The organism is Lentibacter sp., from assembly GCF_029254145.1.
GTDB lineage: Bacteria > Pseudomonadota > Alphaproteobacteria > Rhodobacterales > Rhodobacteraceae > Lentibacter.
Map to the genome: position 1 here is coordinate 1 of NZ_JAQWYD010000007.1, position 25,316 is coordinate 25,316.

Annotated in this window: 25 protein-coding genes and 2 pseudogenes; 6 read left to right on the forward strand and 21 right to left on the reverse strand. The window is 57.4% G+C overall.

What is annotated here, in order from left to right:
* Positions 1-156: 156 nt before the first annotated feature.
* The 6 genes from P8O11_RS00640 to purB form a co-directional block, all read right to left on the reverse strand.
* Positions 157-1,527, reverse strand: a complete 1,371-nt coding sequence (locus P8O11_RS00640; RefSeq protein WP_300290577.1) for a DUF2927 domain-containing protein — start codon at positions 1,525-1,527, stop codon at positions 157-159.
* Positions 1,528-1,883: 356 nt separating this feature from the next.
* Positions 1,884-2,768, reverse strand: coding sequence for a lauroyl acyltransferase (locus P8O11_RS00645; RefSeq protein WP_300290579.1), 885 nt, complete (start codon positions 2,766-2,768; stop codon positions 1,884-1,886).
* A gap of 6 nt (positions 2,769-2,774) precedes the next feature.
* Positions 2,775-3,641, reverse strand: coding sequence for a DMT family transporter (locus P8O11_RS00650; protein WP_300290581.1), 867 nt, complete (start codon positions 3,639-3,641; stop codon positions 2,775-2,777).
* Positions 3,642-3,724: 83 nt separating this feature from the next.
* Positions 3,725-4,804: a FliG C-terminal domain-containing protein gene (locus P8O11_RS00655; RefSeq protein ID WP_300290583.1), complete on the reverse strand. Its 1,080-nt coding sequence runs from the start codon at positions 4,802-4,804 to the stop codon at positions 3,725-3,727.
* A gap of 145 nt (positions 4,805-4,949) precedes the next feature.
* The gene (locus P8O11_RS00660) at positions 4,950-5,102 is read right to left on the reverse strand and encodes a chitin-binding domain-containing protein (protein ID WP_143037421.1); all 153 of its coding nucleotides are present in this window, start codon (positions 5,100-5,102) and stop codon (positions 4,950-4,952) included.
* A gap of 100 nt (positions 5,103-5,202) precedes the next feature.
* Positions 5,203-6,510 (reverse strand): adenylosuccinate lyase, encoded by a 1,308-nt coding sequence (gene purB / locus P8O11_RS00665; protein WP_300290659.1) that lies wholly within the window; start codon positions 6,508-6,510, stop codon positions 5,203-5,205.
* A gap of 119 nt (positions 6,511-6,629) precedes the next feature.
* Here purB and P8O11_RS00670 point away from each other — a divergent pair, with 119 nt between their 5' ends.
* Together P8O11_RS00670 and P8O11_RS00675 are read left to right on the forward strand one after the other, a co-directional pair.
* Positions 6,630-7,016, forward strand: a complete 387-nt coding sequence (locus P8O11_RS00670; RefSeq protein WP_300290590.1) for a DUF6314 family protein — start codon at positions 6,630-6,632, stop codon at positions 7,014-7,016.
* A 79-nt stretch (positions 7,017-7,095) separates the two neighbouring features.
* Positions 7,096-7,683, forward strand: coding sequence for a biotin transporter BioY (locus P8O11_RS00675; RefSeq protein ID WP_300290592.1), 588 nt, complete (start codon positions 7,096-7,098; stop codon positions 7,681-7,683).
* Between the two features lie 236 nt (positions 7,684-7,919).
* On the opposite strand, the gene P8O11_RS00680 is transcribed toward P8O11_RS00675, so the two are convergent.
* The 5 genes from P8O11_RS00680 to P8O11_RS00700 all read right to left on the reverse strand — a co-directional run bounded on the left by P8O11_RS00680 (position 7,920) and on the right by P8O11_RS00700 (position 12,873).
* Positions 7,920-8,429: a CarD family transcriptional regulator gene (locus P8O11_RS00680; protein WP_089889702.1), complete on the reverse strand. Its 510-nt coding sequence runs from the start codon at positions 8,427-8,429 to the stop codon at positions 7,920-7,922.
* Positions 8,430-8,674: 245 nt separating this feature from the next.
* Entirely contained in the window at positions 8,675-9,013 is a 339-nt protein-coding gene (gene fdxA / locus P8O11_RS00685; protein WP_089889705.1) for a ferredoxin FdxA, read from the reverse strand.
* 96 nt (positions 9,014-9,109) lie between these two features.
* Complete coding sequence (locus P8O11_RS00690) at positions 9,110-9,487, reverse strand: RNA-binding S4 domain-containing protein (protein WP_300290596.1); 378 nt, start codon at positions 9,485-9,487, stop codon at positions 9,110-9,112.
* Positions 9,487-12,255 (reverse strand): helicase-related protein, encoded by a 2,769-nt coding sequence (locus P8O11_RS00695; protein ID WP_300290598.1) that lies wholly within the window; start codon positions 12,253-12,255, stop codon positions 9,487-9,489. Before P8O11_RS00695 ends, P8O11_RS00690 begins: the two co-directional genes overlap by 1 nt.
* A gap of 57 nt (positions 12,256-12,312) precedes the next feature.
* Positions 12,313-12,873: a tetratricopeptide repeat protein gene (locus tag P8O11_RS00700; RefSeq protein ID WP_300290600.1), complete on the reverse strand. Its 561-nt coding sequence runs from the start codon at positions 12,871-12,873 to the stop codon at positions 12,313-12,315.
* Between the two features lie 68 nt (positions 12,874-12,941).
* Between P8O11_RS00700 and P8O11_RS00705 the strand changes: the two genes are divergently transcribed.
* The 3 genes from P8O11_RS00705 to P8O11_RS00715 all read left to right on the forward strand — a co-directional run bounded on the left by P8O11_RS00705 (position 12,942) and on the right by P8O11_RS00715 (position 16,065).
* A complete protein-coding gene (locus P8O11_RS00705; RefSeq protein ID WP_300290602.1) occupies positions 12,942-13,235 on the forward strand; it encodes an SCP2 sterol-binding domain-containing protein in 294 nt (97 codons plus the stop codon).
* Entirely contained in the window at positions 13,236-14,168 is a 933-nt protein-coding gene (locus P8O11_RS00710; protein WP_300290604.1) for an alpha/beta fold hydrolase, read from the forward strand.
* 76 nt (positions 14,169-14,244) lie between these two features.
* On the forward strand, positions 14,245-16,065 hold the full coding sequence (locus P8O11_RS00715) for a M3 family oligoendopeptidase (RefSeq protein ID WP_300290606.1): 1,821 nt from the start codon (positions 14,245-14,247) through the stop codon (positions 16,063-16,065).
* A gap of 61 nt (positions 16,066-16,126) precedes the next feature.
* Here the strand turns inward: P8O11_RS00715 and P8O11_RS00720 are convergent, their stop codons facing one another.
* From P8O11_RS00720 to P8O11_RS00735, 4 genes are read right to left on the reverse strand one after another with little or no spacing between them, the layout of a single operon-like run.
* A complete protein-coding gene (locus tag P8O11_RS00720; protein WP_300290608.1) occupies positions 16,127-16,396 on the reverse strand; it encodes a DksA/TraR family C4-type zinc finger protein in 270 nt (89 codons plus the stop codon).
* 13 nt (positions 16,397-16,409) lie between these two features.
* Positions 16,410-17,468: an alpha/beta fold hydrolase gene (locus P8O11_RS00725; RefSeq protein WP_300290610.1), complete on the reverse strand. Its 1,059-nt coding sequence runs from the start codon at positions 17,466-17,468 to the stop codon at positions 16,410-16,412.
* A gap of 21 nt (positions 17,469-17,489) precedes the next feature.
* The gene (locus tag P8O11_RS00730; RefSeq protein WP_367186807.1) at positions 17,490-18,251 is read right to left on the reverse strand and encodes an FG-GAP repeat domain-containing protein; all 762 of its coding nucleotides are present in this window, start codon (positions 18,249-18,251) and stop codon (positions 17,490-17,492) included.
* 2 nt (positions 18,252-18,253) lie between these two features.
* Entirely contained in the window at positions 18,254-18,577 is a 324-nt protein-coding gene (locus P8O11_RS00735) for a 2Fe-2S iron-sulfur cluster-binding protein (RefSeq protein ID WP_300290613.1), read from the reverse strand.
* A 189-nt stretch (positions 18,578-18,766) separates the two neighbouring features.
* Between P8O11_RS00735 and P8O11_RS00740 the strand changes: the two genes are divergently transcribed.
* Positions 18,767-19,282 (forward strand): peptidoglycan-binding domain-containing protein, encoded by a 516-nt coding sequence (locus P8O11_RS00740; RefSeq protein ID WP_300290616.1) that lies wholly within the window; start codon positions 18,767-18,769, stop codon positions 19,280-19,282.
* 5 nt (positions 19,283-19,287) lie between these two features.
* Here the strand turns inward: P8O11_RS00740 and P8O11_RS00745 are convergent, their stop codons facing one another.
* From P8O11_RS00745 to P8O11_RS00770, 6 genes and pseudogenes are all read right to left on the reverse strand, one after another.
* A complete protein-coding gene (locus P8O11_RS00745; protein ID WP_300290618.1) occupies positions 19,288-19,950 on the reverse strand; it encodes a nitroreductase in 663 nt (220 codons plus the stop codon).
* The gene (locus P8O11_RS00750) at positions 19,950-20,993 is read right to left on the reverse strand and encodes a primosomal protein N' (replication factor Y) - superfamily II helicase (protein ID WP_300290620.1); all 1,044 of its coding nucleotides are present in this window, start codon (positions 20,991-20,993) and stop codon (positions 19,950-19,952) included. Before P8O11_RS00750 ends, P8O11_RS00745 begins: the two co-directional genes overlap by 1 nt.
* Positions 20,994-21,041: 48 nt before the next feature.
* On the reverse strand, positions 21,042-22,148 hold the full coding sequence (locus P8O11_RS00755; protein WP_300290622.1) for an SPFH domain-containing protein: 1,107 nt from the start codon (positions 22,146-22,148) through the stop codon (positions 21,042-21,044).
* A 22-nt stretch (positions 22,149-22,170) separates the two neighbouring features.
* Positions 22,171-23,145: a DUF2927 domain-containing protein gene (locus P8O11_RS00760; RefSeq protein WP_300290624.1), complete on the reverse strand. Its 975-nt coding sequence runs from the start codon at positions 23,143-23,145 to the stop codon at positions 22,171-22,173.
* Positions 23,146-23,149: 4 nt separating this feature from the next.
* Positions 23,150-24,346: pseudogene (locus tag P8O11_RS00765) on the reverse strand (toxic anion resistance protein).
* A 25-nt stretch (positions 24,347-24,371) separates the two neighbouring features.
* Positions 24,372-25,256 (reverse strand): annotated as a pseudogene (locus tag P8O11_RS00770) (5-bromo-4-chloroindolyl phosphate hydrolysis family protein).
* Positions 25,257-25,316: the final 60 nt, after the last annotated feature.

Sequence of the window (25,316 nt, forward strand, 5' to 3'; positions counted from 1 at the left end):
GATCAAAATGTTGACGAAGAGTGCCAAGATAGCCACCATAACGCCAATCACGGCAGCATGCTGCAGAATGTCGAGGCGGTTGCCGCCCTTTTTACGTGCAATCTGCGCCCCAATTAGAGCGCCGATCAGAAATCCTAGTCCTACAATCATTTGGTCTTACCCGCGTTGGCCTCGTCGTGGACTGAGCGTGGAGATTTCGCGCATCTTTGCGCGCACTGCCCATTCCGGACCAAATCCGTAACGCGCCCAGCCCAGACTGTCCAGCCGAACGTGTTGTGCCTCAGAGGAGCGGCCCGTAAGTTCGAGCGCTTCGGCGCGCAAGAGCATCAACGTGCTAAGGAGTGCAGCGTTTTCATGTTCCTTGGCGATATGCATCGCTGGGTTCACAAGGGTGAGTGCGCGCACGCCGTTGCCTTCGCTGATGGCGTGGGAGGCGAGCTGAGACGCGACATAAGCGCGGTGCAGCGTTGTTGCGCTTGAGTTGGCGTAAAACTGATCCGCCGCTTGAAAGTGCTTCAGCGCTTCGCTGGGATCGGACTGCAGCGCTATCCGGCCCATAGCGTAATGGGCAAAGGCGCGGCGGTGATCCTGCCAGCCAAAGGCGCGCGAAATCTCGAGGGCTTTCTCGGCGGCTTTGCGGCGCTGTGGCATGCTGGCGCCAGGGCCAAGGGCTGTTTGAACAGCGGCGATATAGCTGCGGGGGGTTGGCGCCGCGCGCTCTGGGCTGCGGGCTTCGCCCGCGGGATTGAGGCGGGCGAGAACTCCGGGTAGCACGGAAGCGACCTGACGTTTGCTCATGCCAGTGCGCAGTTCGGGCGCGTAATAGGCGCGCAGAACGAGCATATCAAAGCCTGTCAGGACCGTGTGCATATTGTCGTCGTTGAAGACGGAGTCAGGTAGGCGGTAAAGGTCATTCAAGGGGCCAATGGCTTGGGCGAGCTCTTCGTGCAAGCAGTCACGGACCTCTTGGGGGCTTGCGTCATTGGGAACGAATACGGCGAGTCGATTGCGCTGGCGCAGCTGGGCCCAGTTGGTCTTGGCGCTGCGGCGGGCGGACTTGTATTCGGAAATATCGGAAATATTGGGCACAACAAAGCAGGCCGCATGCGGCAGGTTTTTGCGAATGTCGGCGCGGCTTACGGCTTGAACTGTGATGTTGGCATCCAGAGCGTTTGTCAGGCTCACATTAAGGCGGGCCTCGCTTTGGAAGCGATAGATCAGACGCGTAAGATCGGGCAGGAGTGTCGCAGGCGGGGCACCTGTAACGCGGATGCTGATCGGACCTTCGAAACGGGTGAGTACGGGGAGCTCTCTACCTGACTCAAGATGAAAGCTGAGTTCAAGGAAGTCACGAGCTATATCAATGTTTGAGCGCGTAGGCGCTTCGACAGAAGAGGTTGCGAAAGATTTGAGAGGAGGCAAGCCGAGAGCACTTTCTTGCACAAAGTCGCGCGAGGGGGTGTCAGCCATATTGCCGGGCATACAGCCGACGAGTGTCAAGCACATGGGCAGCAGGAGTTTGCGCATTATGCGGCCCTCCCTTGTGGGGAAGAAGCGCGGAGCAGATGGGAGGTGCTTGGGCATGCGGGGACAAGCGCACAAGACACTTGCAGACGCGTGGCGCGAGCCAGCTCTTTCTTTTCCATGTTCAGCTTCTGCCTTCAAATATTATCGTTGAGCAGACTTTTCGCTACTCTTCCTGTCTTCCATAAGGATGAATTGGGGCAAAAAAGTGACAATTTGTCATAACTGGTCAAGACCTGTGCATAACTCGGAAATATCAGAAAAATCAATAGGTTCGAGTGGGTTCTTTTCGCAACATGTCAAGCTGAGGTGCTAAGGGGTCATCTGGAGGGGCCTGAAACGGTGCGAAAAAGGCGAGGTTATTTGGACTTCCAGCGGCGATGAATCCAGAACCATTGGCCAATATTTTCGCGCACCAGAGCTTCCAGCTGGTGGTTCACATCTTGAGTCATGGTCTTTGCATCGGTCGGCGTGATAGGAGCTTGTGCGATGATTTCAAAGTCGAGCCCGTTGTCTTGACGCACGGCATATACGGGGATAAGTGCGGCGTCATATTTCAGGGCAAGCTCCGCCGTGATCATTGAAGTCATCGCGGGTTTACCAAAGAAATCAAGAGCTTCCCCTGAAAGATTGTTCAGGTCGGTCAGGATACCCAGCACCCCACCTGCACGCAGATGTTTGACGAGTTGTTTCATGCCTTTTGGGCCTTGAAGAAACATTGGCTCACCGATCGCCGAGATGGCTCGGACGTAGTGCGCGTTGAAGTATGGGTTGCGCATGGCACGGTAGAGCGCACCCATATTGTGGCCTCGCGCAATCAGGCCGGCGCGGACGGCGTCGTAGTTACCAAAGTGACCTGTGACCAAAATGACAGGGCGGCCTGTTTTTCGTGCCTCTTCCAAGGCGGCGAGGCCAGGGCCTGTGATGGGCGCGTTCACTGCGCGCGCTTTGAACGAATCTCCCGAATAGATCTCAATCAGCGTACGGCCTGCATTGTCGGGCACTGCGCGACAGATGCGGCGGACTTCTTCTTCGGGTAGGTCAGGCATGACATGCGCGAGGTTGGTGCGCACGCGGGCGCGCCAGCCGGCCACAGGTGCAAGGACGCGCGAAACGACCCAACCCATCGCAGGAACACGCCAGTGGTATGGCAGCAAGAGGCCAGCGCCAATCAGCCCGCGAAACAGCAGGTTGCTAACAAAATAACCTGCACGTTTGCGCAAGGGGAGTGGGGCAGCTGGCATAGGTGTTTAGCTTTTTGTTTTTCCGAAGGTCTCGCGGTGCCAGACATAAATGCCTGCCGCTGCAATCACAAGCGCGCCAAGCGCTGTGAAGAGATCGGGACTGTCGGAGAAAACAAAGTAACCATAGCAGATGGCAAAGAGGATGCCTGCGTAAGAGAAGGGGGCGAGCATCGCGGCCTCGCCTTCCATCAGGGCGCGGATGAGTGCGAGCTGCCCCAGCGTGGCGCAGAGCGTGATGCCTATCACGAGCGGTGCATCGGCCAATGCGAGGGGTTGCCAGAATTGCGGCAAGGCAAGCGTAAGCACCACAGCGCCAAAGAGGGCGGTGTAAAAGAGCGATGTCCATGCGTTTTCATCGCGTCCGACAAAGCGTGTTACAAGGGCATAGGCCGAGTAGCAAACGGCCGCGGCGAGCGGCAGCAAGGCAAAGGGCGAGAAGACCTCAGAGCCGGGTCGAATAACAAGAAGCGCTCCAATCAGGGCGGCTGCAATGGCGAGGGCGCGTCTGAGGCCGAAGCGCTCGCCGAGAAAAATTGCTGCGCCAAGCGTGATGAAGATCGGGTTGGTGGACATGACGGAAGCAGCTTCGGCCAGCCCAATATTGGAAATGCCAAAGAAGAAGAAGCTTGTGGCGCAAAGCAGGAAGACTGAGCGGGCGAGCTGAAGCTTGGGATAACGCGTGCGCACGATCTGCGAAAATTTGGGGGCGATAAGTGCGGTGACAAAAAGAGTTTGGCCTAAATATCGGACCCAAAGGGTTGTCATGGTTCCGACTCTGCCCGAGAGCAGCTTGGCCAGCATATCCATCGTTGAGAAACAGAAGATTGCTGCCAGCATGAGCAGAATCGCCTTGGTTGTGGAAGAGAGGGGCATGCGCTGTCCTGCCAAAATTCATTCGCAGGTTAACGACTTAGTCGAGGGAGGGGAAGCGCTTATGCCCTTGTGCCTGATGAGGGTCAGTCTTCGTCGTCTTCCTCGTCCTCGACAATCAAAGTGAGTTCTCCTGCCGCTTGCAGGTTGCCGATACTTGCAATCACGGCGTTCATGGCGGTCTCGCCATCTTTGGCTTTGATGCTGGCCTTCTCGGCGATTTCTTCGCGCAGCCCCTCGGCCATGCGCTTGGAAATATTGGTTAAAATAAATTCGGCCGTGCCGTGTAGGGCCTCATCACCACTTTTGACAGCGAAGGCGATGGCAATGAGCATTGTCTCAGGATCGACATCGCGGATAAGCTTGGGCACATCGACTGGGCCAACACGGGCTGGAATATGCACGAACGTGAAGATGGCCTTTTTCAAACGTTGTCCGAAAGCTTTGTCTTCTTCTGCAAGGCCGGCAAGCAGGCTATCACGCATTTCGGAATTGGCGATGTTGAGGATTGCGCCGAGACGCTCCACGGGATCATCCTCAAAAGCGCGCAGGGGCTCATGTTCAAACTGTGCGGCAAGGGAGAGGCCGATCCGGTCCACGGCGTCGGGCGTGACCTGACCTGTGAGGGAGACGGCATAACTGATTTTGCGCGCTTCGGGTCCAGGAAGCTTGCCCAGAAGCTCAGCGGCTTTGACGACGGGTAGCTTGGACAGGAGCACGGCGGCCACCTCTGTGCTTTCTTGCTCAAGGAGGGGAAGAAGCTTGTCGGGCTCAAGTGCGCGAATACGCTCCCAAGGATCGCCGATTTGGCGCACGCCCGCTTCTTTGTGCAAGCGCGCAGCGGTTTGAGGCGAGATGCGCCCTTCTAGTGAGTGCAGCGCCTCGGCGAGGCCGGCCGGAAAGACAAGGCCCATGGCTTCGATTTCGCGGGCAAACTCGGCGAGGACGTCGGCGAGAGTTTCGCGATTGATGAAGCCCATTCCGCCGATGGCTTCAGTGAGAGTGCGCTGACTATCGTCTGAGAGGCGTTCCAAAGGGACATCGGCGCCTTCCTTGAGCAAGAAGCGCACAATGATAGCCGCCTTTTGGGCGGAGGAGAGCCGCGCGGGGCCACGTGCGGAGGGAAGACTTGAGGAGAGAGACGTGTGGGGCTGCAACGCGGACATGGGGCTTCCTATCTGACTTAAGAAGACCCTAGAGCGAAGCTCCTAAAAAAGCCTTTCGACTCCTGCGTGGGACGCAGAGGCCAAAGGCATTTAAACCAAGGTTTTGTGCAAACTTTGGCTAAAATTGGTTTGGTTTTTTAACGCCTTAGCTGTTGATCAGTGGCACACAAGCGCCTGACTGGGCGTCAAAGCTTTGGCCTTGGGGGCAGCTCATGGCTTGGTCGTGGCCACGGTTACACTCAGCAGACGCAAAGCTCGCGGACAGGATGAAGGCGGCGGTAAGGAAGAGTTTAGACATGCTGTATCCTCTCTATGGGTGGAGAGATGCTAGCATAAATTTAGATTCGGACCTAGGGGAAGGACGCGCTGTGATGCGCGCCCCAGTGTTTTGAGCCGCTTCAGCTCTCGCCGAACACGCGCTGGAAGATCGTATCGACGTGTTTGGTGTGATATTCCATGTCGAACTTGGCTTTGATGCCGTCCTCACCGAGGGCTTTGACGACTTCATCATCGGCCAAGAGAAGCTCTTGGAAATCGAGGCGTTCTTCCCAAACTTTGAGCGCGTTGCGCTGGACCATCGAGTAGGCGTCTTCGCGAGACACGCCTGCTTGGGTCAGGGCGAGCAGCACGCGCTGGGACATCACGAGGCCGGGGAATTTGTTCATGTTGTCGAGCATATTCTCGGGAAAGATCAGCATTTTCTCGATCACGCCGGTGAGGCGGGCGAGGGCAAAATCAAGCGTGATGGTTGTGTCTGGGCCGATGGCGCGTTCGACGGATGAGTGCGAGATATCGCGCTCATGCCAGAGGGCCACGTTTTCCATCGCTGGGATAACTGACATGCGCACAAGGCGCGCGAGACCTGTGAGGTTCTCGGTCAGGACCGGGTTTTTCTTGTGCGGCATCGCTGAGGAGCCTTTTTGCCCCATTGAGAAGAACTCCGCGCCTTCGAGGACTTCGGTGCGCTGCATGTGGCGGATTTCGATGGCGACATTTTCGATACTTGACGCAATGACGCCGAGCACGGCGAAGAACATGGCATGGCGATCGCGTGGGATGACTTGTGTGCTGATTGGCTCTGGCGTGAGGCCGAGCTGGGCGCAGACATGTTCTTCGACGCGCGGGTCGATATTGGCGAATGTGCCGACCGCGCCTGATATTGCGCCTGTGGCGATGTCTTCACGCACGGCGCGCAGACGGGCCAAGTTACGATCCATTTCGGCGTAAAAGCGTGCAAACGTGAGGCCCATTGTCGTGGGCTCTGCGTGAATCCCGTGGCTGCGGCCGACGCGGACTGTCATTTTGTGCTCCATGGCGCGGGTCTTGAGCGCGGTCAGCAGCTTTTCCATATCTGCAATCAGGATATCGGCTGCGCGGACGAGCTGCACATTGAGGCAGGTGTCGAGCACATCAGAGCTTGTCATGCCTTGGTGGACGAAGCGGGCCTCATCGGAGCCGACGTGCTCGGCGAGGTGCGTCAGAAAGGCGATGACATCATGTTTGGTCACGGCCTCGATCTCGTCGATGCGGGCGACATCAAACTCAACGTCCTTTGCCTTCCAGACAGCGTCGGCGTTCTCGCGCGGGATTACACCCAAATCCGCCATGGCATCACAGGCGTGGGCCTCGATTTCGTACCAGATTTTGAATTTGGTCGCAGCGGACCAGATAGAAACCATTTCGGGGCGGGAGTAACGCTCGATCATAAGGATGCCTTCGCTGTTGCGGGTTGCAGGTGGGGTTGCGCTGCTCATAGACTGGGGGGTGCTTAACCTCAAGTCAGGACAGGGGATATGAGACGCTTTGCCCGAGATAGAAAGCTGATATGCGCGTTTTAAGCGACTTTACGGGGCGCTGGGCGCTGTCGCGGCGGATTGTGCCTGTGACGGGCGCTGAGGCGCGTTTTGAAGGCGTGGCCGAGTGGACGCCTGAAGGCGCCTATGAGGAACGTGGCGTTTTGAGTGTGCAGGGTCAGCCACCGATGCAGGCGGAGCGGCGGTATCGTTGGGACGCTGATTTGAGTGTTTACTTTGAGGACGGGCAGTTTTTTCACAAGGTTCCGCCGTTGGGGGGAGAGACAGGGCATTGGTGTGATCCGGACCAATATGATGTGGTCTATGATTTTGGTACATGGCCGCGCTGGCAGGTGAGTTGGCAGGTGCTTGGACCTCGCAAAAATTATGAAATGATTTCGGATTATTCGCCTGCATAGGCTGTTCTGACTTGCGAAAAATACTTCGCTGGTGCAGAAATTGCCCAAACAAATGGAGGGACGTGGAATGGCCACTGCCATGACGAATAAAGTTTTGATCGAAACATTAGGCGCGACCAGCGGCTTGGGCCTCGTGGCCAAGCGCGTGGCGCTTGTGATTGCGGGCGTTATGGCGCTGGCAATCTCTGCCAAGATTGCTGTGCCAATGTGGCCTGTGCCGATCACAATGGGCACTTTTGCTGTGCTTACTCTTGGCGCAGCCTATGGCCCGCGGCTCGGCCTTGCGACCATCATGGCTTACATGCTTGTTGGCGTGATGGGCTTTGATGTGTTTGCTGGTTCATCCGCTGAAAGCCATGGTCTTGCCTATATGATGGGCAGCACAGGCGGCTATCTTGTTGGGTACGTACTGGCAACTCTGGCACTTGGCGTTCTGGCACGTATGGGCTGGGACCGCTCGGCGGGCAAAATGGCGGGTGCGATGCTTATTGGCAATGCGCTGATCTATGTGCCGGGCCTTGTCGGCCTTGGTTTGCTTTATGGCTTTGACAAGCCGCTGCTGGCATGGGGCCTCACGCCCTTCCTTGTTGGCGATGCGGTTAAGCTTGTTCTTGCGGCGATGATCCTGCCTGCTGCATGGAAGCTTGTGGGCCGCGCGCGCGGCTGAGGTTTTAGACAACTACAGATTTGTAAGGGGCGCGAGCGGGTGAGCTTGCGCCCTTTTTTCTTTTCGAATTGTGCTGCGCACAATCCGACTGTTGCGAGGGGGCTAGCCCCCTCGCGCTCCCCCAGGATATTTGAGGAAAGAAAAAGCGCATTGGGATTTTTGCCGCTTTGAGGGCGTCAAAAAGCCCGCGCTCTTTGGGGGAGGCGGGCTTTACATATTGGGCTGTGTTTTTTGGTTTATGCGGCGCGGCTGACCAGAACGTCGTCGATCTGCTTGGCGGCCGCCATTTCATCGCCGCCGCCGACGGCGCCAACTTCGCGTGTGAGACGTTCGAGGGCGGCTTCATAAAGCTGGCGCTCGGAGTAGCTTTGCTCGCGCTGATCATCGGAGCGATGCAAGTCGCGTACGACTTCTGCGATGGCAATAAGGTCGCCCGAGTTGATCTTTTGCTCATACTCTTGCGCACGGCGGGACCACATTGCGCGTTTGACTTTGGCTTTGCCTTTGAGGGTCTTCATCGCGTGGCTGACCACATCGGGGCTTGAGAGCCCACGCATGCCGATCTCTGTGGCTTTGTTAGTGGGTACGCGCAGAGTCATTTTGTCTTTCTCAAAAGAGATGACGAAAAGCTCGAGCTCAAAGCCGGCGACCTCTTGTTTCTCGATCGATACGATCTGTCCAACGCCGTGGGCGGGGTAGACAACAAATTCATTGGCGCGGAAGTCCGGTTTCTTCGATTTGGTCATGCAATCTTTCCTCGCATTGCCGATAATCCTGTGAGTAGGTCAAAAACGATGCTGGGGGCCGCAAGAGCCGCCCCGACAGGCCAGAGTTTTTGACAAACAAAACCATCCAGCAAGCGGCAGCTCGGGGGATGGGTTCAGGCAGGTTTCATATTTCACATGTCTGACACATAGCACGAATCGGAGGCAAAAGAAAGCGTGCTGGTAGAAGGGTTTGCTTGCGTAAGGTTCGGCAGGCGGCGGAGCGCTTAGCCGCCCTCTCCGGGAGCTTCGGAGAAATACTTCTCAAGCTTGCCCTCTTCACCATCGCGCTCTTCGGCTTCGGGAAGGGGGTCTTTTTTGCTGACAATCACAGGCCAGAGCTCGGAATACTTGCGGTTGAATTCCACCCATTGTTCGGTGCCTGCGTCTGTATCTGGGCGGATGGCATCGGCAGGGCATTCAGGCTCGCAGACGCCGCAATCGATGCATTCATCGGGATGAATCACCAGCATGTTCTCGCCCTCGTAGAAGCAATCTACTGGGCAGACTTCGACGCAGTCTGTGTATTTGCAAGCGATGCACGCGTCGTTGACGATGTAGGTCATATGGGAGACCCCCTAACTTATGGCTTTCCGTGCTGAGCTAGTCGGTTTTGGCCGATCATTCAAGCGCACTCTATGCCGCAGGGATGGGGCTGTGGCTCAGTTGCCCTCGTCTTTGAAGGCGGCAATATCGCGGCGATCTTTCTTTGTGGGGCGTGGGCCTGTCCGTGCCGGCTCAGGCAGGCGCTCTTCACGTGGTGGGGTCAGGTCTTCATAGAGCGATTGGGCTTCAGGGGCAGGCCCGCGCCGTTCGCCTAAGGCGAGGACTTTGACCACGCGTATGGTATCACCCTGCGCAAAGGTGAGCACATCGCCGAAGGTTACGCCATGGGCGGGTTTTAAAGTCTTTTGGCTATTGATACGCACATGGCCGCCAGACACTTGCTTGGCCGAGAGGCCACGCGTTTTGAAAAAACGCGCGTGCCAGAGCCATTTGTCGATCCGCAGTTTTGCGGGGGCGGTGGGCGTCTCTGCCATCAGTCTTTCTTGGTGAGGCCCATGAGCGCTGCAGCGAAGGGATTATCAGGGTCGATGGCTTTTTCTTTGGGCGGACGAGCCTGAAAGCTCTGTGCGCCTTGCGGTTTGCCTTTGGCACCACCTTGAGGCTTGCCGCGGGGTTTTCCCTGTGGCTTGCCTTTACCACGGGGTTTGTCACCTTCTTGGCGAGGCGCACGTGCGTTGCCGCCACGGTTTCCGCCCCATGTGAAGCTGTAGAATACTTCCATGTCTGGGGATTCTGCCTCGGTCTCGGCTGGGGTTTCGCTTGCTGGCGCCTCGGCGTTGGCTTCTGGGGCCGGTGTTTCAGCTGCAGCTTCTACCGGTACGTCTGCCTCTTCAGCGGGGGCTGCGGCTACGGTTGGCGCGGATTTGACTTTGATGCGCTCGCCTTTTTCGGCCTTATAGCCAAGACCTGCCATCAGATCAGCGAATTGCTCAAGGGTCATGCCTGTGATCGAAAGCATGTCTGCTTTGGCTTCAAAACCGCCACGGCTATCTTCACCGCGCAGCATATCGGCGAGGCGCTCCAGCATGTCGATGCGGATCGCGCGCTCACCTGCGTTGCGATAGCCGGCCATTGTGTCTGTGCCTTGTGGCGCAGACGACATGCTTGGCACGGTCACGAGACCCGCGGGGGGCGCTTCGGGGAATTCTTGCAAGTCTTGCGCGAGGGACCAAAGCACGAGGCGCAGGCGCGTGGGCGCGGGCTTCAAGAGCAGCGGCAGGAAGATTGTGAACTGGCCAAAGCGGATGCCGTGTTTGCGCAGTGCAGAGCGTGCGTCCTGATCGAGTGATTTGACATCATTGGCGACAACCGCGCGGGGCAAGAGGCCCAAGCCTTCTACCATCTGGAAGGCAAAGCCACGTGCGAGGCCTGTGAGCGTTTCGTCGCGTGATAGATTGAACAGTGGTTCAAAGGCGGTGGCAATTTTGCGATCAATGAAGTGCTGAAGGCGGCGTGTCACTTTCTCGGCCACATCTGCGCCAGCTTCGTCATCAACAAAAGCCTTCACTGTGGGCTTGAGGGCCTCCGCTCCTTTGACGAGTTTACCGACGGCTGTGTTGCCCCACATGAGGCCGCCTTGCTCAGTAAAGTCGATCTCTGTGTCGGGGGCATTATAGAAGCGGTCGGCCAGCAAGTGAAAATGCGGGGTCAACGCGGCAAGGCTTGCGGTTTTTAGAGTCTTGGCCTCTTGGCCTGCTGCGGATTTGTCCTGCGAGAAGCGGAACCCTTCGAGACGGCCGACGAATTCGCCTTCGACTGTCACTTCACCATTTTCATTTACTTCGGCCAACATGGCCTCCTTTTGTTTTAGGCGCCGCAGGAGCACGGAGGTGCGCCTGTCGACAAATCTCTGGGTCAACGCTTCGTGTAGCGCATCTGACAGGCGATCTTCTACAGCGCGAGTCGTCTCGCGCCAATGAGAATCGTCCCTTGTCCAGCCTTTTCGCTGTGCGACATAGGTCCAAGTGCGGATAAAGGCCAGCCGTTTGGACAAAGTATCTATGTCCCCTTGAGGGCGATCAATGTGTTTTATGTGCCGTGCGATCCAGTCTTCAGGCAGTTCGCCGCGCTCGTGAAGGTGCGCAAAAATCTGCCCCAAAAGGGCGGCGTGTTCGCTTGAAGAGATAGAGCGGAAGTCTGGCACGCAGCAGACATCCCACAAAAGGCGCACGGAGGCCACATCAGAAGCACGGGCGCGCGGCTCGGCTTCGGCGGCGAGCGTTTTGAGCACGAGGAGGTCATCTGCCTCGCGGGCTTTGACAAGAAGCTCATCGCTTGGGCTGATTTCGAGCGAGTGAATGAGCGCATCGAGCTGGCCAAATTGTAGCGCAGGGTTACGCCATATGAGCTTTTTCACTGGTGCGAAACGGTGATCCATGATGGCTTGAGCCACGCCGTCATCCAGCGGGGCGGCTTCGCCTGTGACCCCAAAAGAGCCATGGGACATGCCACGCCCAGCACGACCCGCTATCTGGGCGAGTTCGTGGGGCATGAGTGAGCGCATGCGGCGGCCATCAAACTTGGCGGTGGCCGAAAAAGCGACATGGTTGATATCCAGGTTGAGCCCCATGCCGATGGCGTCGGTGGCAACGAGGAAATCGACATCACCATTTTGGTAGAGCTCGACTTGGGCGTTGCGGGTGCGGGGGCTAAGCGCGCCCATGACAACAGCAGCGCCGCCTTTTTGGCGCTTGAGAAGCTCGGCGATGGCATAAACGTTTTCGACCGAAAAGCTGACGATAGCTGACCGTGCTTGCATGCGGCTGATCTTTTTGGAGCCTCCGTAGACAAGCTGGGACATACGCTCGCGGCCCAGAAAATCGGCGTCGGGGACAAGAGCACGGATAATGCCGCGCATGGAATCAGACCCAAGGAACAACGTTTCGTCTATGCCACGGGCGCGCAGGAGCCTATCCGTGAAGACATGGCCACGCTCTGGATCTGCGCAGAGCTGGATTTCGTCAATCGCTAGGTAGTCGGCGGCCATGCCTTCTGGCATCGCCTCAACTGTGCAAACCCAATATTGGGCACGCGGTGGAACAATGCGCTCTTCGCCTGTGACCAGCGCGACAACGGAAGGGCCACGCACGGCCACGATTTTGTCATAAACCTCACGGGCCAGCAGTCGCAGGGGCAGGCCGATCACGCCAGTACGGTAGCCAAGCATACGTTCGATTGCGTAGTGCGTCTTGCCGGTGTTGGTCGGACCGAGCACCGCTGTGATGCGCTTTTGCTGGGTCATTTCGGGAAAACTCTTTTGCTGGCCCAGTCTGGCGGGGCGTGACACGGAAAGATGCGACTAAAGCTTTACACCGTTTACGGAAGGCTCAAGACGGGAGATGCCTTCAAGCGCTTTCTCATGTGCGGGGTAGAGGTTCAAGAGGATCTTGTAGGCGTCATACGCCTCTTCGGGCTTTTCGAGCTGTTCCAGCAGGGCGGCGAGACCGTAGATTGCCCCGAAGTGAGAGGGATTGAGCGCAAGGGTTTGGCGTAGATCAGCGAGCGCAAGACCATATTCGCCCAAGCCAAAGAATGCGCGTGCGCGGCCGTGCCAGCCCTCAGCAAAACCAGGGGCGTGATCTGTGAGGGCGGTGAAGTGCTCGACCGCTTTGGTGAACTCACGCGATTCAAGTGCGTCTTCACCGCGTTTTAACAATAGGTTGGCAGAAGCAGAACCAGAAGCAGACCAGCGGATCTCGATATCGCGGGCGATTTTTTGGGCTTCGGGCGCTTTGGCGCTTTGCAACTCCGTGAGCAGCTCGGAGGTATCGCGGCTTTCGGCAAAACTTGGCTGACCCAGCGTGAGCAGGGCGACAAGTGCCGCGACGGCAGGTTTGAGATGGACTCTGAGCTTGACCATAGTAGGCTCAGGATAACCACTGACAGGGCTGAGGCAAGCCTTGTCGCAACAATGTGAAGGAATGAATGATGAGCGATGTGATTAACGGCGCGGTAAAGGCCCTGAACGAAAAGATGGCCGGAGGCGGTTTTTCTGCGGGCACGGCGAAATTTGTGATCAATGGCGAAGGCGCTGTTGTGATTGACGGCGAGGGCGCTCGTGCGGGCGACGACGAGGCAGATGTGACGCTTTCGGCGGATCGCGATGTCTTTGAGGCGATCCTGTCGGGGGATATGAACGCCACGGCAGCCTTTATGGGCGGCAAGCTTTCTGTCGATGGTGACATGGGTATGGCGATGCAGCTCGGCGCGGTGTTGAGCTAAATGAACGCCGCAGCCCCCTTTTTTGGAGATATCGCAGAGGGACCAGAGGGCGGCTACGCGCTCTGGCTCAAGGCGGATGATGGTGTGCGCTTGCGGGCGGTGCACTGGCCAAAAGAGGGTGCGCGCGGCACTGTGCTCTTGATGCCCGGTCGAACGGAATATTGTGAAAAATACGGTCGAACGGCGGCTGAGTTTGCTGCGCGCGGGCTTGCGACATTTGTAATTGATTGGCGGGGGCAGGGGCTGGCCGACAGACTGGCAGAGCCTGCTTTGCTCGGTCATGTCAAGGCGTTCAGCGATTATCAGCGTGATGTAAAGGCTATGGTTGCGGCGGCGAAGGCCGAGGGCGTCGCAGAGCCGTTTTTCCTGCTTGGGCATTCTATGGGCGGCTGTATCGGCTTGCGCACGCTTTACGAGGGCATTGACGTGAAGGCGGCAGCGTTTTCTGCTCCGATGTGGGGGATTTATCTGGCCCCGCATATGCGACCTGTGGCGTGGGGGCTGTCGAATTTGGGTAGTGCTCTGGGCTATGGCGCGCGCTTCGCGCCTGGCACGAAAACTGAGACATATGTCATCGCCGACCTGTTTGACGACAATATGCTCACAACTGACCCCGATATGTGGGCCTATATGGTGGCTCAAGCTGAGGCGCAGCCTGAACTGACGCTGGCGGGGCCATCGCTGGGCTGGCTGGCTGAGGCGTTGGGCGAGACGCGGGCCTTGCACCGTCTGCCCTCTCCTAAGACACGCACAATCACGTTGCTTGGCACGTGTGAGCGGATTGTCGATGTGCCTCGGATTACTGACCGCATGAGCCGCTGGAGCGCTGGCACGCTCAGCATGGTCGAGGGGGCCGAGCACGAGGTGTTGATGGAGAAACCTGCGATGCGCGGTAAGGTTCTCGACGAGATGGTGCAGTTTTTCTTTGAATGAGACGCGGAGGGTGACTTGAGATCGCCCTTGCTGCGCTCTATGTCTCTGAGAGATATAATCAAAGAGGCGCCCAGAGATGTTTCAACTTCCTTTTCCTGTTCGCGATGCAAATGTAGGCGGGGGCGCTGACGAGTTTGGCGATCTGCCTGAGTGGGACCTGAGCGACCTTTACACTGCTGAAGATGCGCCCGAACTGATCTGCGATCTGGCTTGGCTTGAGGAAGAATGCGCTAACTTTGCGAGAGACTACGAAGGCAAGCTTGCGGAGCTTGATGCGGCGGGCTTTCTTGCCTGCGTATTGCGCAACGAAAAGATCAACGGCATTGCCGGGCGTATCATGTCGTATGCGGGACTGCGCTATTACCAGCTCACGATTGACGCGGGGCGCGCGAAGTTTCTCTCGGATATGCAAGAAAAGATCACCAATTTCACCACGCCGCTTGTCTTTTTCACGCTTGAGCTAAACCGGTTGGATGATGGAGTGCTCGACGGGCTCTTTGCTGAGAGCGCCGAACTTGCACGCTACAAGCCCGTGTTCGACCGCGTCCGCGCGATGAAGCCATACCAGCTTTCTGATGAGCTGGAGAAATTCCTCCATGATATGGGCGTTGTTGGCGACGCTTGGGAACGGATGTTTGACGAAACCATCGCAGGACTAGAGTTTGAAGTGGATGGTGAGCCGCTGAACATTGAGGGCACTCTCAATCTTTTGACTGACGAGACGCGCGAAACGCGTGAGTCGGCAGCGCGTGAGCTTGCTGATGTCTTTGGTAGCAATATCAAGACCTTCGCGCGCGTGCACAACACGCAGGCCAAGGAAAAAGAGATCGTTGATCGCTGGCGTGGAATGCCCACGGCACAGACGGGGCGGCATCTTTCCAATGATGTGGAAGCCGAAGTTGTGGAGGCGCTGCGCGACGCAGTTGTTAAGGCCTACCCCAAGCTGAGCCACCGCTACTATGAGCTGAAGCGCAAGTGGCTGGGTCTCGATAAGCTGCAGGTCTGGGACCGCAACGCGCCCTTGCCGATGGAAGACAAACGTATCGTTGGTTGGGACGCAGCGCGCGAGACCGTTATGAGCGCTTATGCAGGGTTTGACCCTCGGATGGCCGAGATTGCCGAGCCGTTCTTTACCAAGGGCTGGATTGATGCCGGCGTGAAGCCTGGTAAGGCTCCTGGGGCCTTTGCACACCCGACCGTGACGGATGTGCACCCTTACGTGATGCTGAACTATCTCGGCAAACCGCGCGATGTGATGACGCTGGCACATGAGCTGGGGCATGGGGTGCATCAGGTCTTGGCCGCAGAGCAGGGTGAGATGCTCTCTTCAACGCCGCTGACACTGGCCGAGACCGCGAGTGTCTTTGGCGAGATGCTAACCTTCCGCAAGATGCTTTCGGAGGCCAAGACAGACGCACAACGCCGCGTGATGCTTGCGGGCAAGGTCGAAGACATGATCAACACCGTTGTGCGCCAGATCGCGTTTTATGACTTTGAGTGCAAGCTCCACGCAGCGCGGCGCGAAGGCGAGCTTACGCCAGAAGATATCGGTGCGCTCTGGATGTCTGTGCAGGGCGAAAGCCTTGGGCCAGCCTTTGAGTTTATGGACGGTTATGAGCATTTCTGGGCTTATATCCCACATTTCGTGCATTCGCCGTTTTATGTTTATGCCTATGCTTTCGGCGATGGCTTGGTGAACGCGCTTTATGCGGTCTATGAAGAAAACCCCGAAGGGTTTCAGGACAAGTATTTTGACATGCTCAAAGCGGGTGGATCTATGCATCACACGGCTCTTCTGGCGCCTTTCGGGCTGGATGCGACAGATCCAACTTTCTGGGACAAGGGCCTCAGCATGATCTCAGGCTTTATCGACGAGCTGGAGGCCATGGAGGCGTGATCTGGCGTGCGCAAATAGCGAAACGTGCTATGTGCGGGGGCGAAGCCCTCGCATAACCCATTTACTTAAGCTGACTGTCTTTGGAGCCGCGACGGTTGATGCCGCCGCGTTTTGCCGAAGTGGCGTCACGCTCGCTCATGCAGTCGATGCAGAGCTTAACGCCTGGGAGGGCTGTGCGACGCGCTTCGGGGATTTCTTCGTCGCACTCTGCGCAATGGGTCAGGCTTTCGCCCATAGGTTGGCGACGCGCTTTAAGGCGGGCAAGTTCGTCGTTGATCGAGGCTTCAATCTGTTCGCTGACTGCGCCGTCTTTGGCCCATCCGCCTGCCATCACTGTTCTCCTATTACTTCAAAAGTCTGCCGTCTTTGCGGCTTTCGCCTAACAGAACATAGCGTGAGAATTCGTTGGCTGCCAAGCCCACACCCTTTGTGAAGCGGCGCAAAAAGCGGATAGCGGCAGGGGAGGAGACAGGCACCATATGGCCCATGTTTTCGCCTGTTTCAAAGAGGGAGAAATCCATAACGCTCACATCTAGCCCATCTACTTCTTCAGCGTTCTGGATGCGCCCCAAGCGCTCTTTACGCCCTGTGAGCAGGCTCGACACATTCAGGACGCGATCTTTCTGGGTGGTCATGATGATGAAGGGTTGTGGGAGTGTGCCGATTTCACCCGCCTGTTGGCGAAAGACATCAGGGTCTATATCGGGCGACATCAGCACCACAGCTTCGAGAGCGTCGATGTTATGCGTCTTGCCTTCAAGAGCGAGCTGACGAAGTGATTCCATAACGAGGTAGCTGCCCATTGAGTGTGCCAGTATAATCACTCGGCGTTGGCCTGCGCGGTTGAGGGCTTCCAAGAGGCGAGCAAAGTCGGTGCGCGCAAAGAGGACAGAGTCACGGTCATAGGCATAGCCCAATGGGTCGCCCGCGGAGGGCCATGAGAAGAGGAGCGCAGGATTATTGAGCTCAAAGTCATGCTGGATTTGGGCAAGGCGGAAGGCTGCATCTTCAAGTGTGTTGTTGTAGCCATGAACAAAGATCAGAAGCGGCTCTTCAGCGGATATGCGGCTGGCTTTTAAGCGCTCATTGAGCTTGGCGCTGTTTGCGAGGGGAGTGGCTCTCAGCGGAGCGAAGTGTCGGCGCGCATCGATCTGGCCGCGGCTACGCTCTATGCGGCCAATCTGGTGATTGGGTGGGATCGAGATATTCAGTTCAGCATAGCTCATCACTGTTGAGCGCTTTTCGCCAAACATTTGGCCGCGTTGGCCTTCTGTGCGCATGGTGGCGATGAATATCGTTTCGCGGCTGGCTTCTGGCACTGGTGCGACAAAGCCGGCCGACTGCGGCCGAGCGCAGGCGGTGAGCGCGAGGAGTGCGAGGAGGACCAGAAAACGATTTACCATAGGGAGCTTATGTCATGCTGCCTAGGGGCAGGAAAGCGCTTTGGTAAGGCTTTGAGGGCCTGCATAGGGGCCAATGTCACGCACGCTGAGGTATGTGCCATCGTAAGCTGTGGCGATGATACGCGACCAGTTGGCATCAGCGGTGATCATTTCGGGGGTGTCTGCACAGTTGCGCAAACCGCCTGCTATGAAATCCCAGCCAATTTTGTGGTTGGTTAGGCCGGTTTTTGTAGCGATTTCAGTGAGCTTGCCGTCTTTAAAACGCCAGAGGCGGAGGGTTTTGGCGAGATGTGGTCTATCAATATAGCCAATTTCGACAAAGCCGTCGCCGTCAAAGTCGGCTGCGCCGATGGGCGCGAGCCAACGGTTGCGTTGGCCAATATGGGGTGTGGCGGCAATCAGGCCTTTAGGGCCATAAACCGACAGCCGTGCTCCAAGAGCTGCGTCGGATTCAACGACGACCACTTCTGGCGCGCCGTCTGTATCGAGATCGATCAGGCGTGGGTCTAGATCTTCGAACACGCGGGTTTCTGGCAGGCGGAGTGTGATTGCCTGAGACGAACCGTCTAAGGCCTGGATATGCAGTTCAATTGCACCATATTCGACGTCATCCCCGAGAACACCGTGGGCATAGCGTGTTGTTGGCTCGGTGAATTTGGCGGATGTTATCAGACCGTGAGCCGCGCTTGTAAGTGAGCAGGCCAAGTTGAGTGCCATCGCCAGAGACGCGCCGCGAAAGAGGCGGTGCAGGGGGTGTTTGCTCTGGCGCGGCGCTGTTTTCACAATCAGATCTGTTTTTCTGGCATATGGACAATCAAGCCGTCCATGTCATCGCTGACTTTGATCTGGCAGGTCAGGCGTGAGCGTGCGGGATCAGGCTGAAAGGCGAAGTCGAGCATGTCTTCTTCCATGTCGTCTTTGCCCGGAATTTTGGCGACCCAGTCAGGGTGAACATAGACGTGGCATGTGGAGCAGGCGCAGGCGCCGCCGCAGTCGGCTTCGATGCCTGGGATGTTGTTGTCGCGGGCGCCTTCCATGACGGTGAGACCAGAAGCGACTTCGACAACATGTTCTGTGCCGTTGTGTTCGATATAGGTGATTTTCGCCATTGCTCAGCGCTCCTCAAAAACATTGCTTTGGCTTTGTTACAAAAGCGCGCGCGCCGCTGCCAGCCCTAATTGTGGCCTGCAGGGATGTCACAGGGCAAAAACTTCGTGATCGAGGCTGGATGTGGGCTTTGCTGCGCTTCGCTTTTGCGCGTATCTTGCCCAAAAGCCAAAATGCGAGCGAGCACGAGATTGAAACGGGCGATTACATCAATGATCTTGGGTTTGACTGTTACGGCTTGTGCCGAGCAAACCCTGATCAGCCCTGTCGAGCCTGTGCTTGTGGAAAGCTTCGCTGCGCCACCGCCTGGCTCTGATCCGAACTCTTACTGGGGTAAGGATGTGACGCCAGCGGTTATTGAAATGGTGACACAGGATATTCTAGTTCAGCCTGCTGAAGTCTCCTCGGACGGTACAGTTGTGAGCGAGCCGATTTATAAACGCGAGACGCGGCAGGCCATTGTAAAAGAACGTCGTGAGCTTTGGTTCGAGACGCCATGCCAGGACAAACTGACGCCCGATATTATCGCCACGTTGCAGCGCGCACTGAAGGCGCGGGGGCTCTATACCGGGGCTTTGTCAGGCCAGATGGACGGACCGACGAGGGCTGCGATCCGCCGCTTTCAAGTGAAAGAAGGTCTTGATAGCTCCATCCTTTCCCTTTGGGCCGCGCGCAAGCTCGGTCTCGTTGCGATCGAGCGCAGCTAAGCTTTTTAACGCCAGTCGATGAGGGTATTTGTCTCAGCGCGGGGGGTGCGGAAGCTGTTGATTGGCGCAGATGTGTCAGCGTAGCCAAAGGAAACGGTGCAGAGTATCAGGCGGTCTTTTGGTAGACCAAACCAGTCTCGCAGAAAGGGCGCATAGCCAGCGGGGGCAGCTTGTGGAATACTGCCAAGCCCTGCTTCTGTCAGGGCTGCGCAAAAGGCAGTAACGAAGCCGCCGCAATCCAACGCTCCATAAGCTCCCAGTTCTCGCGGGCTCGTGATGAGTGCCATGTGAGGCGCGCCAAAAAAGCGGAAGTTTTCGAGCATTTGCGTCATTCTTGCTGGCTTGTCTTCGCGGGCGATGGAGGCCGCATCGTAAAGCTGCATGCCACAGTCAAAGCGGCGTGTCTTATACTGGCCCGTATAGCTTTCTGGCCAAGGTAAATCGGGCTGCATCTCATGCGCTTGGGCATGGGCATGTAAAGCTGTTCCCAGGCGGGCTGTTTCTGCCTCTTGGGTGACAATGAGCTGCCACGGCTGGGCATTGCACCACGAGGGCGCTCGCGCGGCTGTGGCCACGGCCTGCTCAATGAGCGAAGGTGCCACTGGCTTGGGTAGATATGCGCGGCAAGAGTGGCGCGCGTGTAGCGTGGTTTCTAGGGCGGATGTCATCATAAGGCTCCTTGCTCAAGCCCGTAGAGATAGCCGACTGTTCCTGCGATGATAAGCCCGAGTAGAACCGCAAAGAAGATTTTCCATGCTGAATAGGGACGTTCGCCTTGGACGCGGCCTGTGCGCCCATTGACAACAAAGCGGAAGCTGCGACCGCGGTATTTGTATGCGGCGAGCCAGACTGGCAAAAGGATGTGCTTGAAGGTCACGTCTTTTACGGAGGTGTCGATGACGCGGGCCTCTTCATAGCCTTCGGAAAGCTCGACAGAGTATCCCTCCGCGCGAAAGCCTGCGAGATATTCGGGCTTGTAAGGCTCAAGGGCTGCCAGATCCCAAGGCTCAAGCGCATCCGTAAAACGCTTGGGCAGGGAGCGGGAGGCGAGCACCAAAACGTCGTCAAAGAAGCGTGCGACACGGCCGCGTGCAGGGGACCAGCGAATTTTGGCGACTTGCTGGCGTTCACGCTTGCCATCGCGGACAACTGTTATTGTGTCGTAGTAGACCGTTCCGCGCTCGCCCGAGTAGCGCGAGGTGGTGTCGGCATCAAAGGTCCAGTAGGGCACATAGATCCCCGACATCGCACGACCCTTGCGAGCGTAATCTTGCAGGCCATTCGGGGCAAACCAGAGACTGCCGAGCCAGTCTGTCATGGCGTTGCGCGCGGTTTTCTCATCAAGCGCGAATGGGAGCACACCTCGGGGCTTGATGTGGCGGTGCAGGCCCGTGTCTGTGACGACTGGGGTTGCGCAGAATGGGCACTCAGCAGCGTGAGTATGCGCGTCAAACTCCACCTCAGCGGCGCAGTTGGGGCATTGGGAAACACGGGTTTCCTCAATATCTTGAGCGGGGAGCTTGGCCTGCAGTGCGTCTTCAAAATCAAGTTCGCGGATGGAGGGGCCTCGTGTGAGACCGATCTCCTCTGTATGTCCGCAGTGGTCGCAGGCGAGCCTGTCCTGTGCTGGATCAAATCGGTAGTCTGCTCCACAGGCCGTGCAGGGGAAGCGGTGACTTGTGGTCACGTTGGTGGGCGCGGTTTCGGACAAGATATTCTATGCCTTTAGACGGATGTTTAGAGCAAAAGAAAGAGCCGATCAGCCCTCTGGCGGAGGCGGTGGCAGCACTGTGAAGAGGGTCGCAAGCGCAGTGACGTCTGCGGCCTTTTTCCAGCCGTCTAGACCTGCGGTCCAGACCAGAGTGTCGCGCGTGAGTGCTCCGTCGGCAGACATACGGCCCATGGAAGCACGCGAGAAGGGGCCTTTTGTCTTGCCTGCTTCGGCGATGTGCCAGACCTGTTCGACTGGCGGGGGCGGCGGGGCGATTTGGGCTTTGGGCGCTGGTGCGCCCCACGGACCTGCTTGCGCAGAAGCTTCGTGGGCAATTTGCATGCCCAAGCCTGCGCCGACACCAGCCTGAAGCGCGGCGGCTCCCGTGCCTTGGGCCGTCAGGCTCTCGGCGGCCTGATAGTTCATGTAGGTTGAAAGGTCGCCGACGACGCCCATCGAGGTGCGCTTGTCGAGCACGGCTTCAACGGCTTCTGGCAGAGAAATATTTTCGATATAAAGCTCGGGCATTTCAAGGCCATATTCCGCGAGCCTTGGTGCGATATCACGGCCCACAAGCGTTCCGAGTTCGCGCGTGTTGGCGGCCATGTCGAGCACTGGGATACCTGCGCGGGCGATGGTGTGGGAGAACTCCTGCACAATGATGTTGCGGATCTGGTAGCTGATCTCGTCCATCGTGAATTCGCCATCGGTACCTACGATTTCAGTTAGAAAACGGGCGGGATCACTTACCTTTATCGTGTAGCTGCCATAGGCGCGCAGGCGCACAGGGCCGAACTCTGGATCTCGCGCGATGATGGGGTTTTTTGTGCCCCACTTCAGATCGGAGAAGCGGGTTGTATTGACGAAATAGACCTCAGATTTGAATGGGCTTTTGAAGCCGTGGTCCCAGTGATTGAGCGTGGTTGTGATCTGCATGTTGTTGGTTTCAAGCATGTAAAGACCGGGGGTGAAGACATCTGCCAGCTGGCCTTCGTGAACAAAGACGGCCGCCTGACCCTCGCGTACGGTGAGCTTGGCGCCGTATTTGATCTCGTGGTCTTCACGCTGAAAGCGCCAGACCATTGTATCGCGCGTGTCATCGGTCCAGTGGATGACGTCAATAAATTCGCCTGTCAGAAAATCAAAAATGCCCATGGAGACGATCCTTTTTACGAAGTTAACTGTTGGTTTCGCCAGTGAGCTCGGCGGCGATTTGTTTGATGGTGGGGCGGGCTTCAGGCAGGCTCATGCCGCTTTTGAGGCGCGGGTCGTAGAGCATTTTGAGCAGAAGCTCGTCGTGACTGGTGAGGGTGGCGAATTCTTCATCGTCATTGAAGATTGATGGACGCGCGAGAGGGCTGTCATTGGAAAGCCCAAGGCCTTGGGCGAGCTCTTCGTGCACGCACGATAGGCGCATGAGGGTAGGGTGTTCGGCGCGGATGATAGCGAGGGCGCGCTCGCTTCCCTCACCGGCCGACGGTGTGTTCGTGTGGACGAGGCAGTAAATGTCGCGTGGCAGGTTTGTCAAAGTTTGCAACCGAGATTTTGGGAAGTCGGGCCAGACGCTGGCGACAATATCTTTCAGAGCGTCGTCGTCATCATGGCTTACGAATATCACATGGAAGTTGCCTTTGGCGTCTGTCGTGCTGATTTCATGGCCCGTGTCGCGGGCCAAGCGGGCGGCGTATGCATTTACGGTCGCTCTGTCGTTTATGCGTTGTGAAGCGGAGACCGAGGGCCCGAAGTGGGCATTGAAATGCACAGGGCCACGCCAAGGGTGAAAGCGGCTTACGGCTGTAGACTCGGACAGAAGCGCGCCGCTTGAATGTTCGTCATAAAAAGCGATGGCCTCGAAGTTGCGCGCGAGATCAAGGGCGCGGAATTTGGTGTCGGGCCCGCCCCCGTCGCGGCGTAGAAGGCCTTGGGAGAGCAGGTGCTCTTCGAGCTTTTCATAATAAGCGGCAAGCTCGCGTGATTTGGCCGTGGGTGCTTGTGGCGCATCGGGCTTTGGCGCGGTTTTGGTGGGTGTGAGGCTTGCTGGGCGCAGTTGGGGTTTGAGGCTTTCGCGCAAGGGAAAGGTGCAGCAAACCAGAAGGGACAGCCCGAGAAGAGCTGCCCCTGTCTGGGCAAAGAGGCGACGGGCGCGGGCCATCGGCTTAGTGTGGCACAGCTGTACCAGCGGTATCGCCCGTGCCGGTTTTGCGCGCTTTTGCGGCGGCAAGTGTGTCGCGCAATTCAGCCTCCATTTTCTTGAGCTCGACTTCGGCGGAGGCGCGTTTGGCTTTGCCCTCGTCAGTGATATGAAGGCTCTACTCAATCGTTCCGATCAAATCGGCGTTGGCCTGTTTGACGGCTTCTATGTCAAAGACACCACGCTCCATTTCCTGACGAATGATCTTGTTGCTGTCTCGTAGGTTTTTGGCATTGGCCGTTAGCAGCTCGTTGGTCAGATCATTGGCGTCGCGCACGGCGGCGGCGGCCTCTGCGGAGCGCTGGATTGTGACCGCTTGGGCGAGTTGTGTTTCCCAGAGCGGCACGGTGTTGACCAGTGTCGAGTTGATCTTTGTCACGAGCGATTTGTCATTTTCCTGAACCAAACGGATTGACGGGAGTGACTGCATGGTGACCTGACGCGTCAGCTTCAGGTCATGCACGCGGCGCTCCAGATCGTCGCGCGCGGCGCGCAGGTCGCGCAGTTCTTGCGCGCGCATGACCTTGTCTTTCTCGGGCGCTTTCTCGATTTTGGCTTCGAGCGCGGGGATGTCTTTTTCGTCGAGCACGCGGAGCTTTTCTTCACCCGCAGCGATGTAAAGCGCGAGCTCGTCATAAAACGCCAGTGTCTTTTCATAGAGCATGTCGAGCGATTTGATGTCTTTCAGAAGCGTGTGCTCGTGGTCAAGCAGGCTCTCTGTGATTCGGTCAATCTGGCCTTGGACTTGCTCGAACTTTGCTGTGAACTTGGCAAAAGGCGCGGCTCGGCCGAGGAGTTTTTCCCACCATGTGCGCTCGCGGCGCACATCAAGCTCGCTGACGGAGAAGCCGCGGATTGTTGTGATGATGCCGCGCAGGCTATCGCCAGCGGGGCCGACATCCTTGTTGCGCACGCCCTGAAGCATCGCTTGGGAAATTTCCTGGAGCTCGGCCTGCGCAGCGGAGCCGAAGCTGACGATCGACTGCGTGTCGCTCATGTCAAGCTCGCCCATGCGGGATTTGATCTCTTTGCCGAGAGCGCCTTTGGCTTCGCTCATGGGTACTATGGCGTTTACCTCAGCAGGTTCTGGCAGGACCACGGCATTTACTTCCTCGACGAGGGCGAGTGTGTCTTGGGCTTTTTTCTGGATTTCTGTGGCCATGTCGGACCTCACTTTCTTGATAAAATTAGGACTTGTCTAAACGGATGCCCTCTTGGGCGAGACGGTCGCGCAGCACTTCGATCTCGATATTGAGATCGCTGCGGTCATCCAGCAAAAGAGAACGGTTCTTGGCTGAGAAGCTGTCTTGTAGATCGCTCAGCAGAGCGAGGTAGTCATTTCTGGCCTCTGTGCTGCGGGCGCGGGCGCGGGTGTAAATATCGGCAAATTTTTCGGTCGCGTCACGTGCGCCTTTCAAATAAACGCCCATGAATTTGCGCGCTGCAGTGAGATCACGCGGGTCCTCCTCGACAGTGCGCAGCAGTTCGCGAACCTGTCGCTGAAAGCGCTCAACACGGGAGCTTACCTGACGGTCGGCGGCGCGGTGAGCGGCGGCGGTTATGGCTGTGAGGTGCTCTTCGGCCTGGGTGACAACACGTGCCACGCGGTCTGTCTGGAATTGATCCACTCCGTCCATGCCCTTGTTTACAAGTGGATCAGGACCGAAGGCGGCGAAGTGGAGCGCAAGCCCGAGACCCCCAAAGAGCACGGCTTCAAGGACACCAAAGCCAACATAACCCGCGAGAGCGAGGCCTGTGCCAGTGAGAATTTAGCCAAGGATTTTGCGTGGTAGGGCGGGACGACGTGCAATTTTGCGGGCGTCGTAGGCTTCATGGGCCTGTTGGCCTGAGCGGGTGAGCCAAGCGGCCAGCAAAAGATCAGCCAGCGCCACGAGCCAAAGGAACATTTCCAACGGAGGAGAAGTAAACGCCTGCCAGATCATCGGCAGGGGAGCGAGGAATAGGAAATTGACCCTCCCGCCGACGCGAGAGCGACGCGCGCCTTGATAGCTGTTGCCATCTGCGGCATTGCCTGCTTCTGGGCTATATTTTCCGCCAAATTGCTCTGACATCAGGCGACTCCGTAGACGGAAGCATAGAGCATGAGCAGCACCAAGAGTGCAAAGGCCAGT

What these genes read in the sequence shown, in the direction of transcription:
- P8O11_RS00640 (WP_300290577.1), bottom strand. Translation starts at nt 1,527, where the DNA reads ATGCGCAAACTCCTGCTGCCCATGTGCTTGACACTCGTCGGCTGTATG.
- P8O11_RS00645 (WP_300290579.1), bottom strand. Translation starts at nt 2,768, where the DNA reads ATGCCAGCTGCCCCACTCCCCTTGCGCAAACGTGCAGGTTATTTTGTT.
- P8O11_RS00650 (WP_300290581.1), bottom strand. Translation starts at nt 3,641, where the DNA reads ATGCCCCTCTCTTCCACAACCAAGGCGATTCTGCTCATGCTGGCAGCA.
- P8O11_RS00655 (WP_300290583.1), bottom strand. Translation starts at nt 4,804, where the DNA reads ATGTCCGCGTTGCAGCCCCACACGTCTCTCTCCTCAAGTCTTCCCTCC.
- P8O11_RS00660 (WP_143037421.1), bottom strand. Translation starts at nt 5,102, where the DNA reads ATGTCTAAACTCTTCCTTACCGCCGCCTTCATCCTGTCCGCGAGCTTT.
- purB (WP_300290659.1), bottom strand. Translation starts at nt 6,510, where the DNA reads ATGATCGAGCGTTACTCCCGCCCCGAAATGGTTTCTATCTGGTCCGCT.
- P8O11_RS00670 (WP_300290590.1), top strand. Translation starts at nt 6,630, where the DNA reads ATGCGCGTTTTAAGCGACTTTACGGGGCGCTGGGCGCTGTCGCGGCGG.
- P8O11_RS00675 (WP_300290592.1), top strand. Translation starts at nt 7,096, where the DNA reads ATGACGAATAAAGTTTTGATCGAAACATTAGGCGCGACCAGCGGCTTG.
- P8O11_RS00680 (WP_089889702.1), bottom strand. Translation starts at nt 8,429, where the DNA reads ATGACCAAATCGAAGAAACCGGACTTCCGCGCCAATGAATTTGTTGTC.
- fdxA (WP_089889705.1), bottom strand. Translation starts at nt 9,013, where the DNA reads ATGACCTACATCGTCAACGACGCGTGCATCGCTTGCAAATACACAGAC.
- P8O11_RS00690 (WP_300290596.1), bottom strand. Translation starts at nt 9,487, where the DNA reads ATGGCAGAGACGCCCACCGCCCCCGCAAAACTGCGGATCGACAAATGG.
- P8O11_RS00695 (WP_300290598.1), bottom strand. Translation starts at nt 12,255, where the DNA reads ATGACCCAGCAAAAGCGCATCACAGCGGTGCTCGGTCCGACCAACACC.
- P8O11_RS00700 (WP_300290600.1), bottom strand. Translation starts at nt 12,873, where the DNA reads ATGGTCAAGCTCAGAGTCCATCTCAAACCTGCCGTCGCGGCACTTGTC.
- P8O11_RS00705 (WP_300290602.1), top strand. Translation starts at nt 12,942, where the DNA reads ATGAGCGATGTGATTAACGGCGCGGTAAAGGCCCTGAACGAAAAGATG.
- P8O11_RS00710 (WP_300290604.1), top strand. Translation starts at nt 13,236, where the DNA reads ATGAACGCCGCAGCCCCCTTTTTTGGAGATATCGCAGAGGGACCAGAG.
- P8O11_RS00715 (WP_300290606.1), top strand. Translation starts at nt 14,245, where the DNA reads ATGTTTCAACTTCCTTTTCCTGTTCGCGATGCAAATGTAGGCGGGGGC.
- P8O11_RS00720 (WP_300290608.1), bottom strand. Translation starts at nt 16,396, where the DNA reads ATGGCAGGCGGATGGGCCAAAGACGGCGCAGTCAGCGAACAGATTGAA.
- P8O11_RS00725 (WP_300290610.1), bottom strand. Translation starts at nt 17,468, where the DNA reads ATGGTAAATCGTTTTCTGGTCCTCCTCGCACTCCTCGCGCTCACCGCC.
- P8O11_RS00735 (WP_300290613.1), bottom strand. Translation starts at nt 18,577, where the DNA reads ATGGCGAAAATCACCTATATCGAACACAACGGCACAGAACATGTTGTC.
- P8O11_RS00745 (WP_300290618.1), bottom strand. Translation starts at nt 19,950, where the DNA reads ATGACATCCGCCCTAGAAACCACGCTACACGCGCGCCACTCTTGCCGC.
- P8O11_RS00755 (WP_300290622.1), bottom strand. Translation starts at nt 22,148, where the DNA reads ATGGGCATTTTTGATTTTCTGACAGGCGAATTTATTGACGTCATCCAC.
- P8O11_RS00760 (WP_300290624.1), bottom strand. Translation starts at nt 23,145, where the DNA reads ATGGCCCGCGCCCGTCGCCTCTTTGCCCAGACAGGGGCAGCTCTTCTC.